14 protein-coding genes are annotated in these 15,524 nt (G+C 52.5%); 6 read left to right on the forward strand and 8 right to left on the reverse strand.

The window, feature by feature from the left end:
- The 6 genes from GN278_11595 to GN278_11620 all read right to left on the reverse strand — a co-directional run bounded on the left by GN278_11595 (nt 1) and on the right by GN278_11620 (nt 6,580).
- The gene (locus GN278_11595) at nt 1-414 is read right to left on the reverse strand and encodes a hypothetical protein (protein XAT61330.1); all 414 of its coding nucleotides are present in this window, start codon (nt 412-414) and stop codon (nt 1-3) included.
- A gap of 14 nt (nt 415-428) precedes the next feature.
- Nucleotides 429-1,793 carry an FMN-binding glutamate synthase family protein gene (locus GN278_11600; protein ID XAT61331.1) on the reverse strand — a complete coding sequence of 455 codons (1,365 nt, stop codon included), beginning with the start codon at nt 1,791-1,793 and terminating at the stop codon, nt 429-431.
- Nucleotides 1,794-1,815: 22 nt separating this feature from the next.
- The gene (locus tag GN278_11605) at nt 1,816-2,685 is read right to left on the reverse strand and encodes a GXGXG motif-containing protein (GenBank protein XAT61332.1); all 870 of its coding nucleotides are present in this window, start codon (nt 2,683-2,685) and stop codon (nt 1,816-1,818) included.
- Nucleotides 2,673-3,608: a glutamine amidotransferase gene (locus GN278_11610; GenBank protein XAT61333.1), complete on the reverse strand. Its 936-nt coding sequence runs from the start codon at nt 3,606-3,608 to the stop codon at nt 2,673-2,675. The genes GN278_11605 and GN278_11610 overlap by 13 nt, the downstream gene beginning before the upstream one ends.
- A 78-nt stretch (nt 3,609-3,686) precedes the next feature.
- Complete coding sequence (locus GN278_11615) at nt 3,687-5,165, reverse strand: glutamine synthetase (GenBank protein ID XAT61334.1); 1,479 nt, start codon at nt 5,163-5,165, stop codon at nt 3,687-3,689.
- Between the two features lie 71 nt (nt 5,166-5,236).
- On the reverse strand, nt 5,237-6,580 hold the full coding sequence (locus GN278_11620) for an FAD-dependent oxidoreductase (protein XAT61335.1): 1,344 nt from the start codon (nt 6,578-6,580) through the stop codon (nt 5,237-5,239).
- 179 nt (nt 6,581-6,759) lie between these two features.
- Between GN278_11620 and GN278_11625 the strand changes: the two genes are divergently transcribed.
- Entirely contained in the window at nt 6,760-7,446 is a 687-nt protein-coding gene (locus GN278_11625; GenBank protein ID XAT61336.1) for an FCD domain-containing protein, read from the forward strand.
- A gap of 13 nt (nt 7,447-7,459) precedes the next feature.
- On the opposite strand, the gene GN278_11630 is transcribed toward GN278_11625, so the two are convergent.
- Nucleotides 7,460-8,179, reverse strand: a complete 720-nt coding sequence (locus GN278_11630) for a type 1 glutamine amidotransferase (protein XAT61337.1) — start codon at nt 8,177-8,179, stop codon at nt 7,460-7,462.
- A 56-nt stretch (nt 8,180-8,235) separates the two neighbouring features.
- On the reverse strand, nt 8,236-9,192 hold the full coding sequence (locus tag GN278_11635) for a helix-turn-helix domain-containing protein (protein XAT61338.1): 957 nt from the start codon (nt 9,190-9,192) through the stop codon (nt 8,236-8,238).
- 85 nt (nt 9,193-9,277) lie between these two features.
- Here GN278_11635 and GN278_11640 point away from each other — a divergent pair, with 85 nt between their 5' ends.
- From GN278_11640 to GN278_11660, 5 genes are all read left to right on the forward strand, one after another.
- The gene (locus tag GN278_11640; protein XAT61339.1) at nt 9,278-10,528 is read left to right on the forward strand and encodes a sarcosine oxidase subunit beta family protein; all 1,251 of its coding nucleotides are present in this window, start codon (nt 9,278-9,280) and stop codon (nt 10,526-10,528) included.
- A 93-nt stretch (nt 10,529-10,621) separates the two neighbouring features.
- Complete coding sequence (locus GN278_11645) at nt 10,622-10,909, forward strand: sarcosine oxidase subunit delta (protein ID XAT61340.1); 288 nt, start codon at nt 10,622-10,624, stop codon at nt 10,907-10,909.
- Complete coding sequence (locus GN278_11650) at nt 10,906-13,857, forward strand: sarcosine oxidase subunit alpha family protein (GenBank protein XAT61341.1); 2,952 nt, start codon at nt 10,906-10,908, stop codon at nt 13,855-13,857. Before GN278_11645 ends, GN278_11650 begins: the two co-directional genes overlap by 4 nt.
- Nucleotides 13,826-14,425 (forward strand): sarcosine oxidase subunit gamma, encoded by a 600-nt coding sequence (locus GN278_11655; GenBank protein XAT62646.1) that lies wholly within the window; start codon nt 13,826-13,828, stop codon nt 14,423-14,425. Before GN278_11650 ends, GN278_11655 begins: the two co-directional genes overlap by 32 nt.
- 56 nt (nt 14,426-14,481) lie before the next feature.
- The gene (locus tag GN278_11660) at nt 14,482-15,474 is read left to right on the forward strand and encodes a helix-turn-helix domain-containing protein (GenBank protein ID XAT61342.1); all 993 of its coding nucleotides are present in this window, start codon (nt 14,482-14,484) and stop codon (nt 15,472-15,474) included.
- Nucleotides 15,475-15,524 lie beyond the last annotated feature (50 nt).

Raw genomic sequence — 15,524 nt, forward strand, 5'->3', positions numbered from 1 at the left:
TTAAAACTTCATATAAGCTTTTCTCAGATCCGATAATGGATGACGATCAGACATTTGAAATTTAATCAAAAGCTCACGCGCAATCATATCACGATCTTGTTGGTTATCAGGCAGTTCGATTGAATCGGGGATGCGAACCCAGCCATTGTTGTTGCGGTCAAAAACCGCTGGCGCGCCCTCTTCATAGCCCATGTGGACATCTTCGAGCCAGTTTAAATCATCCCATCCCATAACTTCCATGTATTTCGAAAGAAACGGCGTGACACGACCATAGTCAGGCACCAAGTTCACATCGTAACGATATCCGATATGTTGTCCAATTTCTTTCTCCCGCTCTGAGACAAGACCATCTGCGTCATTCAAAAACTGATTAACGTCGACGATCTCAGAGCCGCGGTACTGTGTTCCAGCCATAATTCAAGCCCTCCTTACAGGTGATGATAATCTTCGACGCCAACCGTATGGTTGGTACCGGCCAATGGAACACCAGCCATGGCCGAAGCTTCCATAGTGAGCGCTGCAAGATCTTCTGGCTCAAGGCTGTGAAGATGGGTCTTGCCACATGCCCGCGCAAAAAGCTGCGCTTCAATGGTTAATGTATGCAAGAAGTTATAGACACGCTCGGCAGCTTCATCCGGGTCTAGACGCGCGCGAAGAACTGGGTCTTGTGTTGCAACGCCCACCGGGCAGCGCCCTGTGTGACAGTTGTAGCAATACCCGGGCTCTGCGCCGACCTCTTCTGGATAGTTCGCTTCAGGAATATCCTTGTTGCAGTTCAACGCCATCATGGCCGAATGTCCGATCGCAATGGCGTCTGCGCCAAGCGCAATGGCTTTTGCCACATCCGCGCCGTTGCGAATACCGCCCGCATAGATCAATGTGATCTGACCCCTTTTGCCAAGATCATCAATCGCTTTGCGTGCTTGACGGATCGCCGCGATGCCCGGAATGCCGGTATCTTCTGTTGCAAGGTGGGGGCCGGCTCCTGTGCCGCCTTCCATACCGTCGATATAGATCGAGTCTGGATCACATTTCACCGCCATCCGCACATCGTCATAAACCCGCGCCGCGCCCAGCTTAAGCTGAATTGGAATTTGCCAGTCGGTCGCTTCCCGAATTTCCTGAATTTTAAGCGCCAGATCATCTGGACCCAGCCAATCAGGGTGACGGGCCGGTGAACGTTGGTCGATACCAGCGGGAAGTGAGCGCATTTCAGCAACCTGATCAGTTACTTTTTGGCCCATAAGGTGGCCGCCAAGACCAACTTTACAGCCCTGACCGATAAAGAACTCAACACCATCCGCCAAGACCAAGTGGTTTGGGTTAAACCCATAGCGTGATTGGATACACTGATAGAACCATTTCGAGCTATAGCGGCGCTCATCCGGGATCATACCACCTTCACCTGAACAGGTTGCTGTTCCAGCCATGGTTGCGCCCCGTGCGAGTGCTGTTTTGGCCTCGTAACTCAGAGCGCCAAAGCTCATGCCGGTGATATAAACCGGAATGTCCAGTTCAATCGGGCGTTTGGCACGCGGGCCGATGACCGTACGGGTTTCGCATTTTTCGCGATAGCCTTCGATCACAAAACGCGTCAGCGTTCCGGGCATAAATGTAAGATCATCCCAATGGGGGATTTTCTTAAACAATGAAAATCCACGCATCCGGTAGCGGCCAAGCTCGGATTTGATATGGATGTCATCCATAACGCGTGGTGGGAAGATAAAGCTGTCACCGATGCGGTTTACATCGCGATCAAGCTGTTTTTTGGTGGGCATGTCGCCGTCAGCCATGGGTCAGTTCCTTTCCGGTGACTTAAAGAATGAGTTTCTTTTCAGAGGGTTCAAGATTGTCGTAGTTCCACAGCTGTTTTCCAGCGACAACCTTTGTGAAGTGGTCAACACCGTTGTCTGGCATTAAACCGTATTGCTTTAACTTGCGGGTAAGCCAGGCTTTGTCCATATCTGTCAATTCGGCCTCAACCGCATCAACACCGCAGGACTTAATGTCGCCGCCCACATAGATGGTTCCATCATACATAGAGTCGCCAAGGTTTTTGCCTGCGTTACCACAGACAACCATGCGTCCCCGCTGCATCATGAACCCAGACAGCGCGCCAGTGTCACCACCAACAATAATTGTGCCACCTTTCATGTCGATGCCCGTACGCGAACCGACAGAGCCGCGACACACAAGATCGCCGCCACGAATAGCCGCGCCAAAGGTTGACCCTGCGTTCTTTTCTATCATCACGGTTCCGGACATCATGTTTTCACCACATGACCAGCCAACGCGGCCATTGATGCGAACATTGGGGCCATCGATTAGGCCCACACCAAAGTAGCCGGTAGAGCCTTCAATGATCAGGTTGAGTTTACTGAGTATTCCAACCCCAAGCGAGTGCTTGCCGCGGGGGTTTTGCAGCACAATGGTTCCGTATCCTTCCGCCATCAGCTCGCGGATACGTCCGTTGACTTCGGTCGTGGTCATATCCACAGTGTCAATTTCAGTGCGTTTGTTGAAATCCACTTCGGGCGCCCACGGGTATGTGAACCGCTCTTCTGCTTCGGGATCAAATTCGATATGCAGCGTCTTTCCTGTCAGCTGCTCGGTGCGCATTCCAAGCGCGGTAACGCGCTCTTCCTGGCTCATTTGCTTTAGCTCAGCATCGCTTAGGCTTGCCATACTCGAACCTCCTCATCATACGGGTCATAAGTGTCTATTTCTTGTGGAAGTATCGCGCGGATCGCCACCTCTTCTGAGGCCATCGCGATCAGATCGTCGCTTTCATACAGCACAAGCGGCTTGGCAGCCATTGTGTCTTTTGCCATTCCAAGTTGGTCTTTGGTGGCCACAAGATAGGTGAACACTCCGTCGATTTCTTCGATGGAATTGCGCAGCGACTGTTCTAATGTGATGCCATTGGCCAGGTTGTGCGCTGTATAAACCGCCAGCAACTCACTGTCGCAATTTGACATAAAGCGGTGGCCCTTGCGTTCCATTTCGCGGCGCATAATCCAGTAGTTTGTGATCTGGCCATTGTGAACAACACTCACATCATTATACGGAAACGCCCAATAAGGGTGCGCAGAGCGGATATCCACATCGGATTCTGTTGCCATGCGGGTGTGGCCGATGCTGTGCGTACCCTCAAAGTTTTCCAAACCGTAGAGTCCGGCTACGTCAGCGGCATCACCCAAGTCTTTAATCAACTCAAGCCCGTTGCCCATAGACAGAATTTCAACACCATCAGTTTCCTCGATGTGTTCTGCCATTGCCGCGGTATCACCTTCATGGCTGAGCACAAAGCGCAGCGCATATTCAGTGACACTTTCTTTGCTTTTCACAGCCGCGCCATGCTCTGCCAAAATCTCTTCCACAGCAGCAATGCGATCTACGATCACCTGATGGATGCCGCGGCCTTTGTGCATATCTTCAGCTTCGGCCACTTTGAGGCGCATAATATAATCGCCTTCGGTTGGCTTTCCATAGACCGCGTAGCCAGTCGAATCCGGGCCCCGGTGCTTTAGGGCCTGTAACATCGCGGTCATTTCCCCCCCGACGTTAGAGCTTTTGCCCTTGTGTATCAGTCCTGCGATTCCACACATTTTTAGAAACGCCTCCTTTTTATTGCGTGTTAATGGCGGCGGGCAAACCCGCCCGCCAGATGTGTTTTCAGGCGTGCTTTACGGTAAGCATTCCATGTAGGTATCGTTATCCCAGTCCGTGACTGTAGACATAAAGCGTGCGTATTCATCGTATTTATACTCGTGGAACAAGCGATACATTTCACCCGGCATACCGCGCTTTACAACTTCGCTATTTTCAAGATGCACAAGCGCTTCACCCAGCGACATAGGCAGCTTTTTAACTTGCTTGCCCTCTTTGATCGCCTCATAGATGTTGCGCTCTTCTGGTGCGCCCGGATCAAGCTTGTTGGTGATCCCATCATCCATTGCAGCCAAGAGGGTTGAGCCCATCAAATAAGGGTTCACCATCGAATCCACAGAGCGGTACTCAAACCGTCCGGGTGCAGAAACGCGCAGACCTGTTGTGCGGTTTTGGAAACCCCAATCCGCAAACACAGGGGCCCAAAAGCCGGTGTCCCAAAGCCGGCGATACGAGTTTACGGTCGAGCATCCGATAGCCGTCAGAGCCTGCAAGTGATGTACCACGCCGCCAATGGCTTCAAGACCCTCTTGTCCGGGCATCTGCGGATCATCATCATCCGGCATAAATGTGTTTTCACCGCCGCGGACGTACATATAGTTATCCGACATTCCTGGCAGCTCATCAGGGTTATTTCCAGTTCTAACAAACTCATCTTCGCCGCCGCGCCACAAGGACATATTGTGGTGACACCCAGAGGCCGACACCCCCATAAACGGTTTGGTCATAAAGCAGGCAAAGATGCCGTTTTCACGGGCCACCTGCGCACAAATTTGCCGATATGTTGTTAGACGGTCGGCATTGCGCAGCACGTCATCAAACATCCAGTTCAATTCCAATTGACCCGGCGCATCCTCGTGATCGCCCTGGATCATATCAAGGCCCATTTTGCGGGCGTAGCGGATCACCTGCATGGACACAGGCCGTAGGCTTTCGAACTGGTCAATGTGATAGCAGTAAGGCTTGGAGTAGCCATCTTTTGGCTTGCCGTTTTCATCAAACTTAAGCCACATCATTTCCGGCTCGGTGCCGATCCGCAAGCTCCGGCCATGCTTGGCTTTGAACTCTTCATGCATGCGGCGCAAATTTCCACGGCAATCTGATGTCAAAAACCCGCCCGGATTTTCCTTTTCCTCACGGTTGCGAAACAAGGTACAGTAAAACCGGCCAATTTGCGGTGCCCATGGCAATTGCATAAAAGTTTCTGGCTCAGGGATACCGACAAGTTCGGCGGCCTCAGGGCCATATCCAAGGTAATTTCCAGCACGGTCAGTAAACAGGTTTACCGTCGCACCATATACCAGCTGAAACCCTTTTTTGGCGACCGATTCCCAATGATCCGCGGGAATGCCCTTCCCCATAATCTTACCGGTTACCGAGACGAATTGAAGATAGAGATACTCAATCCCCATCCGATCAATCATTTCCCTGACTTGTTTGATTTTTTCATCACGCCCTGGCGCTTCGACAAACTTCTCAAGATCCGTTTCAGCCAATTTTCTTCTCCCTAGGTTATTGTTAATTTCCTTGGTTTCAACCAATTATTTATGGCGTTTTCTGCATCCTTTTAACTCCATGGATATGGACTGTTAGAAACCGGATGAAGGTTTCCTTTTTCAAAGCGGTCGAACCGGAAGGGTTCAAGCAAATCCTGCGCTTCACCCAACACTTCATCGGCAATCAGGTGGCCGACACCCAACATTTTCCAGCCGTGGTTGCTGTCGGCAATAAGCGTTGCATTATCGTGGAAATGATCAAACACCGGAAAACTATCGGCGGTAAAACACCCGATCCCGCCCGAAGCTTCGCGGTGATATTTGCCCATCATGCCCTCAAAGCGCTTGTGGCAATGCGCCAACGCCGACACCCACATATGGGCAAAGGTATCTGACGCGACAAATTCGGGCGATGATGGCCCGTAGGGATCAATTTTCACCTGATCAACGGCTGTTTCGACTTTATATGGCGAGGCGCCGCCCTGAATGCCGCCAAAATGCCAATCAGGTTTATAATAAATGCCCCACATTTCTTCGGTGATCAAAGAGCCATCCACACAAGACTTCAAAGGTGCATCGGTATCCACATGGATCACGGGCGGCACTTTACCGTCATTGGTTTGAAGCATTTCTGGCTCAACCTGAAGAACGCCCTCTTCCAGCTGCCAAAAACGCCACATGTCGATGCCCTTATGCACATTGCCTTGCAAGTCTTTAAGGGTGATCTGCTTGGGCATGCCCAGCATATCCCAAAAGTCCCGCGCCCAAGGGCCCGGTGCAATAATGACGCGTTCACAGGTGACAGTGCCCCGATTGGTTTCAATCGCTTGAATGCTTGATGAACCGCTTTCGCTGATCATGCCTTTCACTTCGACCCCAGTGATTATCCGCACGCCGCGATCTTCGACCTTTTTGGCAATCCCGTACATGGATTTAGTATTGTTGGAATAACCGCCGCGCTTTTCGTGTAGAACCGAGGTAATCCCCTGTGCCTGCCAGTCGCTGAACATATCTTTCATATAGGCATCTGACGCAGCCGCACCTTCGATGAACACGCTTTCATAGCCGATCTCTTGCTGCTGCTCGTAGATTGAGCGCACGTCATCGCGCATGGACTCGCTAGAGATTTGCAAATATCCGACCGGATGGTAGCTTAGCCCTTCGGGGTCGCTTTCCCAAACGCCAACAGAATGCGCCATCAACCGGCGCATCGCAGGTTGAAAATAATTGTTCCGCACGACACCGCAGGCAATGCCGGACGCACCTGCCGCAATACCTGATTTATCAAGGACAACTATTCTGCCTTCGACCTCTTCTCCACGCGCGCTCAAACGCTCCGCCAAACGCCATGCTGTCGATAGACCATGAACGCCAGCGCCGATAATCACAAAATCTGCGTGATTAGGAAATGCCATCTTTTGTAAACTCCCACTTGACCCAGCTTAAACCAGATATGGTCCGCTCGTTATTGTTGCGACCGAGTTTTCGCTTAGTTAAGCCAAAAGTCAACCTATTTTGATCCAATGCTTGCGCATTTATCCATTATATGCTTAAATTGGTATAGTATTGGATTGCCTTTGAAAGTGTCTACGGAATGAAACAAGGAAAACGAAAGCTTGGAGCAAGCGATATCGCTGGAATGATACGCCGCGAAATATCGAACGGAAACTTACAGTTACATGATCGCCTGCCCCCCGAGCGGCAATTGGCCGACGCCTATAGCGTCGCACGCGGCACTATCCGCGAAGCTTTGACGCAGTTGATGGACAGTGGATGGGTGAAAATCCGCGCAGGTAGTGGTACCTATGTGACCTATCAAGAGGATTTTTCAGAGGCGACGCCAATTCAATCTGCCAATCCGCTTGAACTCATGGATGCGCGATTCGCTCTTGAGCCACATATTTGTAGACTTGCCGTCTTGCACGGACGGCGGGCCGATTTCGATCTTTTGGACGGCTTGTGCAGCAAAATGGAGCAAAGCCTAAATGATCCTGTCAGTTTTGCAGATGCAGATACTGAATTTCATCGCGCCCTTGCAAATTGCACCCGCAACACATTGCTGATCTGGATTATTGGCCAAATTACATCAGTTCGCAGTCAGGATGACTGGACGCGGATGCGGCAAATTACTTTGAATCAGTCGATCATAACCCAATACAATGGCCAGCACCGGCAAATCCTAAACGCTTTGCGCACCCGCGAACCCGAACGGGCGGCAAAAATCATGAAAGAGCATCTGGAAACCGCGCGCCTGTCGCTCACGCGTGCGGTCGAAACCTAGACAATCAATAGCTCTAAGCTTTTGCAGATGTCTGAAGCCAATTCATATAAAGACGCTCGGCAAGCTGGTTAAATTCGCCCATGTGGCGGTCACAATCAGCCGCCAATCGATCGACCGCTCCTGGCCCCATCGCTTTTTCCAAGGCCTCGTTATAGGCTGGTATTTTGGCCCAGTTCGCAACTGTATCCGGTTCGATCTCGACGTGAAACTGAACAGAGTAGGCGCGCGGGCCCCAAGCCATGGCTTGGACTGCACAATCGGGTGATGTGGCCAAGACCTCAGCGCCTTGTGGAAGTTTTGTCACTTCCGCGCTGTGCCACTGCAAACAGGGAAACAGATCAGGCAAGTCATCCATAAAAATACCCGTTGCGCCCATTTCGGTCATTTGAACATCCATCACACCAATTTCTGGTGTGGCGGCCGGACCAACACTGCCGCCCAGCGCCTCAGCCAGTAATTGATGCCCAAGGCACAGCCCCAAGTAGGACATTCCCCGTTGCTCGACAGCTTCCTGAATAAAGGCCTTTTCCTCTATTAACCAAGGGTGTTCACCTTCTTGCCAAACATCCATTGGTCCGCCCAACACCCAGAGCGCATCATATCCATCAAGTGAGGGCAGCTGATCGCCTTCATCAAGTTCAACCGTATCCCAGCTGTGCCCGTCTTCTTCTAGAAAACGGCGGAAAATTCCTGGGTGTTCTACAGGTGCGTGTTGCAAGACAAGTATGTGCATTTGGGCCTCCTAATTTGCCTGAAACATAGGCAGCGTTCTCGGATTGTTGCAAGTATTCAGCGAAAACTAGAAGGGGTGCGGCCAAAATATTCTGAGAACAATCTTGAAAAATGTGACGAATTAGCAAACCCGGTCGCCAACGCCACTTCTGTCAAAGGCAAAGGTGAGTTTCTAAGCAAACTCAATGCCTTATCTAATCTCATATCACGATAATATCCCATTGTTGAACGCCCCAATCGTTGCTTGAAAAGACGATTTAACTGGCGCGGCGAAATGCCCACCATCGCCGAGAGCTGCGCCAAGGATATTGGGTCGGCCACATGGCTTTCCATTGCTTTTACGGCGTCTAGAATCAGCGCGTTATTTGATCCAACCCGGGCTGCAATCCCGCCTCTTTGCGGTCCGACTGACGGGCGAATTTCTGTATGCATAAACCAGTCACTGACAAGACTGGCAAAAAGGCTACCGTGGTGCTGGGTGATCAGGGCGAGCATTAAGTCCAAGGCAGCTGTGCCGCCGGCGCAGGTCAGACGGTCGCGGTCCATCACATAGAGCGTGCGCTCCAGCAAAAGATGGGGCGAAATTTCAGCCAAAGCTTCGGCATGTTCCCAATGGACAGTCATCCGCCGATCAGCCATAAGCCCGGCGCTGGCCAAAATCACTGGCCCGCCCGAAACACCCCCCAAGCGCGCCCCAAATCTAGACATCCGACCGAGCCAGTTGAAAACAGCCTTGTCGTCAAACTGCGCTGGGTTGCCGCCGGCCACCACGAACAGGTAATCGAGGTTTATCTGATCTTGAATGGACTGTTTGGGTGTGACGCTTGCAGCCCCAGAGCTTTGCACCGCATTGCCATCGAAACTGATGTTAATCACTTCGTACAAATTGCGCCGACTAAGGGTATTGGCCGCACGGAACGGCTCAACGGTTGACGCATAGGACATCAGCGCAAAGCCTTCGATTGGCAAAACACCAATACGGTAGGTTTCTAAAGATGAACCAAAACTTTCCATAACGGAACTATAAATGACTGTTTTAGAAAAGTATAGTTGTCCGAATCCAGAAACTTTAAAAGGGCAATGTTTAAAGGGCGCAGGTATGCGATATTCCGCATTTGAAATTCTTAAGCAAGGTTTAAGCGGCAATAAAGGCTGGAAACCGGTATGGCGGGAACCAGAGCCAAAAGCCGAATATGACGTTATTATTGTCGGCGCCGGCGGTCATGGCCTTTCTACCGCCTATTATCTTTCCAAGGTTTTTGGCATGACCAATATCGCGGTTTTGGAAAAAGGATGGCTTGGGTCTGGCAATATCGGCCGCAACACCACGATCATCCGATCAAACTATATGATGCCCGGCAACCAGCCTTTTTACGAGTTCTCACTGAAACTCTGGGAAGGGCTTGAGCAGGATTTTAACTACAATGCGATGGTCAGTCAAAGATCAATCCTGAACCTGTTTCATTCCGACCCACAGCGCGACGCTTTCGTGCGCCGCGCCAATGCGATGATTTTATCGGGCGCTGACGCCGAGCTTGCGGATGAGGCCCAACTGCGGCGCGAATTGCCATTTCTGGATTTCGACAATGCGCGCTTTCCAATCAAGGGCGGGCTCTACCAACGACGTGGAGGAACAGTCCGCCATGATGCGGTGGCTTGGGGCTATGCGCGCGGCGCAGACAGCCGAGGCGTCGACATTATTCAAAATTGCGAAGTGACCGGATTTGATATTGAAAACGGTGTCTGCACGGGCGTTCAATCTTCAAAAGGCAGCATTCGCGCGAAAAAGGTCGCGGTCTGCGTTGCCGGTTCTTCTAGCCGCGTGATGTCACTCGCCGGTATGCGCCTGCCTATTGAAAGCCATGTTCTGCAGGCTTTCGTCACCGAAGGCCTTAAACCAACACTTCCCGGCGTGATCACCTTCGGGGCGGGCCATTTTTATGTCAGCCAGTCTGACAAAGGCGGTTTGGTGTTCGGCGGTGATATCGACGGCTACAACACCTATGCCCAGCGCGGCAATCTGCCCGTGGTCGAAGATGTCGCCGAAGGCGGCATGGCAATCATGCCGATGATCGGCCGTGCGCGGCTGCTGCGCAGCTGGGGCGGCATCATGGATATGTCGATGGATGGATCACCCTTTATCGATAGAACCCATATTGACGGGCTCTATTTCAATGGCGGCTGGTGCTATGGCGGGTTCAAAGCAACCCCTGCCAGCGGCTATTGCTATGCCCATTTGCTTGCCAATGACACCCCGCACCCGGTGGCTACAGAAATGCGGCTTGATCGGTTTAAACGCGGTCACATTATTGACGAAAAAGGACAGGGCAATCAGCCCAACTTGCACTGACATGATGAGATATCAGCCCATAAACCCTAGCGATGAACCCGCCATCCAGCAGAATTTGGCCCGGCGGCTGCATCTGCTGCAGAGGATAGCCTGATGATTATAAATCACCCTCTTCTAGGCCCCAGAGATGCCGCTGAATTTGTGTATCTAGGCGACGCGGCTTTAATGGACCGACCTGATCCCGAGGCAGAAGACGCCGCAGAGCAGTTTTATGAATACGGCTATCTGCGCGACAATCCCGCAGGTGAGCACCAAGAGCTTTGGTATCACGAACAAGGCGATCGGTCTTGGCTCGTGGTCACCAGAGACACTCTTACCCATGAAATTACCAGTGTTAAACTGGCCCGCGATGAGGCCAAAAAGCGGGGACGCGACAAATGAGCCAGCAAACCCATCGGATCAGCGGCGGGCTGATCGACAGATCAAGCACAATCGGCTTTACTTTTAACGGCAAACCAATGCAGGGCCATCCCGGGGACACATTGGCATCGGCGCTGCTTGCCAATGGTCAACGCCTCGTCGGCCGCGGCTTTAAATACCACAGACCCCGGGGCATCTTTACCGCCGGATCAGAAGAGCCGAACGCCTTGGTTCAATTGCGCTCGGGCCCCCACCAAGAACCCAACACGCGGGCCACTGTGACCGAATTGTTTGACGGGCTCACAGCCACCAGTCAAAACCACCGCGGGCCGCTTGAATTTGATTTTATGGCCGTCACAGACCTGCTGTCCCCTTTCTTAAGTGCCGGTTTTTATTATAAAACCTTCATGTGGCCCAAGGCCTTTTGGGAAAAAATCTACGAACCTATTATTCGCAGTTCAGCCGGGCTAGGCAGTCTTTCCATGCAAGAAGATCCGGATACCTATGACAAGGGTTTCTTGCACTGTGATCTTTTGGTGATCGGTGCGGGGCCTGCTGGTCTTGCCGCAGCGCTGACCGCGGCCCGCAGCGGTGCGCAGGTCATTCTGGCTGATGAAGATTATCGCGCAGGCGGCCGCCTAAACGCCGAGACCTATGACATAGACGGCATTTCTGGCAGCGATTGGGCGGCGCAAACGCTGGCCGAATTAAGCGCGATGGATAATGTGCGTGTGATGGTCCGTACGACGGTTTACGGCGCCTATGATCATGGTGTCTATGGCGCGCTTGAGCGCTGCACCGATCATTTGGCAAGCTCGGATGGCAAGCCGCGGCAAATTTTGTGGCGGATTTACTCGAAACGCGCCCTGCTGACCGCGGGCGCAACCGAGCGGCCGATTGCCTTTGGCAATAATGACCGGCCGGGCATTATGCTGGCGGGCGCTGTGCGCACCTATGTCAACCGCTATGGGGTAACCCCCGGCAAACAGGTTGCAATCTTTACCAATAATGACGACGGATGGCGCACCGCGACAGATTTGGCAGCCAAGGGGGTTGATATCAGCGCAGTGATAGATGCGCGCGATATCGAGCCGCCTGCCTCAGTTGCCGGTGCGGCAGTCTATATGGGCAGCAGCGTTGTCGACACCGCAGGCCGCAAAGGGCTCAACTCAATCACTTTGGCCTCTGGCGAAAGGATTGAAAGCGATTGTCTGGCTGTATCGGGGGGCTGGAATCCAAATGTACATCTGACCTGTCACCAGCGCGGCAAACCGCAATGGCGCGATGAAATTAACGCCTTTGTTCCCGGCGGCACATTGCCAGCAGGTATGCGTGTGGCAGGCGCCGCCAATGGCGCCCTGTCCTTGGGCGCGGCACTGCGGGACGGCACCGATTGCGCCTTAAGCCTTCTGGCTGATGTGGGCATCAAAAGCAAAGCCTCCAAAGCGCCCACTGCCAGCGATGAAGCCCACCGCAGCAGCGCCTATTGGCATGTGCCCGAAAGCCGCGCGCGCGCGTGGCTGGATATGCAAAATGATGTCACCGTCAAGGATATCAAGCAGTCCTATAAAGAGGGTTTTCGCTCGGTTGAACATCTTAAGCGTTACACCACCTTGGGCATGGCCACAGATCAGGGCAAAACATCCAATATTCCAGCCCTGGCCATTATGGCCGAATGCACCGGCAAAACCATTCCCGAAACCGGAACGACAATCTTTCGCCCCCCCTATACGCCCATTCCAATGGGGGCTTTGGCAGGCCGCGCGCGCGGCATAGATTTTCGCCCTTACCGTCTAACCCCAAGCCATAAATGGGCAGAAAACAATGGGGCGACCTTTGTGGAAACCGGCAATTGGCTGCGTGCGCAATGGTTTGCGCGACCTGGCGAAAAAGGCTGGCGTGACAGCGTAGACCGTGAGGTCGAAATGACCCGCGCCTCGGTTGGCATTTGCGATGTGACCACGCTTGGAAAAATTGACATTCAGGGCAAGGACGCGGCTGAGTTTCTTAATCATGTCTATACCAACGCGTTTTTGAAATTGCCGGTTGGCAAAGTGCGCTATGGGTTGATGCTGCGTGAAGACGGCATTGCCTATGATGATGGGACCACCGCGCGGCTTGGTGAAAACCATTTTGTGATGACCACCACCACTGCGAATGCGGTGCTTGTGTTCCGCCGGCTTGAATTTGCCCGCCAATGCCTATGGCCGGGACTTGATGTGCATCTAATATCAACCACGGATGGATGGGCGCAGTTTGCCGTGGCCGGGCCCAATTCACGCAATCTTTTAAGCAAGGTTGTGGATGCGCCTTTTGACCTTTCTAGTGAAGCCTTTCCCTTTATGGCCTGTAGCGAGCTGACCATTTGCGGCGGCACCCCTGCGCGGCTCTTTCGGATATCGTTCTCAGGCGAGATGGCTTATGAGATTGCCGTGCCCGCGCGGTTTGGCAATGCCATGATGGGCGTTCTGATGGAGGCCGGCAAAGAATACAATGCCGTCCCCTATGGCACCGAGGCCTTGGGTGTAATGCGTATTGAAAAAGGGCATGCTGCCGGCAATGAGCTCAATGGCCAAACCACCGCCCTGAACTTGGGGCTTGGCGGGTTTGTCAGCAAGAAAAAGGACTGTATCGGCAAAACCCTGTCACAGCGCCCCGAGCTAAATCGCGATGACGCCATACGTCTTGTGGGCTTTAAGCCGGTGGATCGTAGCCAGCCTCTGCTTGCAGGATCACATTTCATCACCAAAGGCGAGACCGCAAATATGGCGAACGATCAAGGCTGGATGACATCGGTCGCCTATTCCCCCACATTCGGGCATTCCATCGGGCTTGGATTTATCAAGCGCGGCCATGAGCGCAAGGGCGAAATCATAAGAGTGGTCAATCCGGCACGCAGTATCGAGGTGGAAGCCGAAATTGTATCACCGCACTTCTATGATCCCGAAGGAGGGCTGCAACGTGGGTGACTATGTTTTAACAGCAGAGCCGTTCCTTGGGCGCTATGAGCGCAGCTATGAGGCCGTCAAACTGCGTGAAATTTATGATGTTGCTGTGGTTTCTGCGGCCATTCCATTGGGCAAAGAAACAGCATCCCAAAAATCTATCAAAACAGCCTTTGGGGTAACCATGCCCAAAGTAGGTAGGTCAGCACTTTCTAAAGATGAGAACATGCGACTGGTTCGGCTGGGCATTGATCAGCTATTCATCATGTTCCCACGCGCCCAGAAAGACGCAGGCGCTGAGCCCCATACCGCTAAGATTTTGGGCGGAGGTTTTTACACAACAGACCAAAGTGACGTCTGGGTGACGCTTGAGCTATCCGGGGCGGGTGCAAGACGCGCGCTGGAACGCATTTGTCCGCTTGATTTAATGCCCGAATCCTTTGGCATTGGCGCAGCGGCACGCACCACGATGGAGCATCTCGGCACAATCATAATTCGAAACGACGCAGACAGCTTTTTGCTTATGTCAGCCAGTTCCTCAGCACAGTCATTTTTACACGCGCTTGAAACGTCGATCATAAATACGGCCTGAGCCGGGCGCTTGGCTTTGGTTTTGCCATAAAGCGCCCCTAATTTGGAGAATGCAAAATGTATTTGGAAACGCTTGATCGCAGCTCTGATCTTGGCAATGAGCCTTTGAACGCAACCCGCAGTTTGACCACAGATTTTGTTTTTCTGACCCAAGCGGTTTCGAGCAGTTTCGTCACTGAAAACTGTATCGACGTGTTGCGAACAGCTAATCAGCTCATTGGCAAGGATAAATATAGCTGGTCCCATCACGTCGGAGTTCCATCAAAAGACACCAACTCACTTTGTGGTCCGCATCAGACATTTATACTTGTTGGCGGCACCCATGAACCCTGGCTTATGACACCCGACCAACTGAGCCGCATCAAACCCGCCATTCGGAGTGCGGCCCGTGTTGGCATTATAGGCGCTGGAGTGTTTGTATTGCTTTCAGCTGGCGTCTTGAAAACGCAGCGGGCGGCAATACACCCGCAATTTAAATTTAGTGCGCGCGAAAGTGGCTATCTGGCTGATTTTCATTCCGGAACAACCTGTCACCATAAAACGTTAAGCAGCGCGATTAGTTCAGTTGCCGCGATAAATATGCTTGTTGAGCTCATTGGAGCGCATGAGGGTGGATATACCGAAAATGCCCTACGTGAACACTTAGGGCTTACGGCGCCAGCGGAAAAAACCCAATCTAAGCAGCATTGGCGCTATAAGCGGCTTGCCGAAGGGAACAGGGCGGTCTGCGAAGCCTTAGATATCATGCTGGACCATCTAGAAGACACACTGACCGTCGGCCAAGTGGCCCATATCATGGGCGTATCCGCACGGCGGCTAGAGCGCAGTTTTGGTGATAAGCTGGGCCGCTCGCCACTCTATGTCTATCGTGATCTACGGCTTGAACGGGCCCATGCGTTGCTTGAACAAACAGCTCTGCCAATTTCGGAAATTTCGCTTGCCTGCGGCTTTTCCACCACCGCGCTTTTAGCAAAATGGTATCGCCAAAAATTTGGTGCGCTTCCAGCCGATACGCGTAAGGCTGCCTTTATTGGAAAATACGCAGCCTAGGATGATTTGGGCAGGGTTGCATCCCCCCTGCCCCTATCCAAGCTCTGGGC

This window comes from Rhodobacteraceae bacterium Araon29, from assembly GCA_039640505.1.
GTDB lineage: Bacteria > Pseudomonadota > Alphaproteobacteria > Rhodobacterales > Rhodobacteraceae > CABZJG01.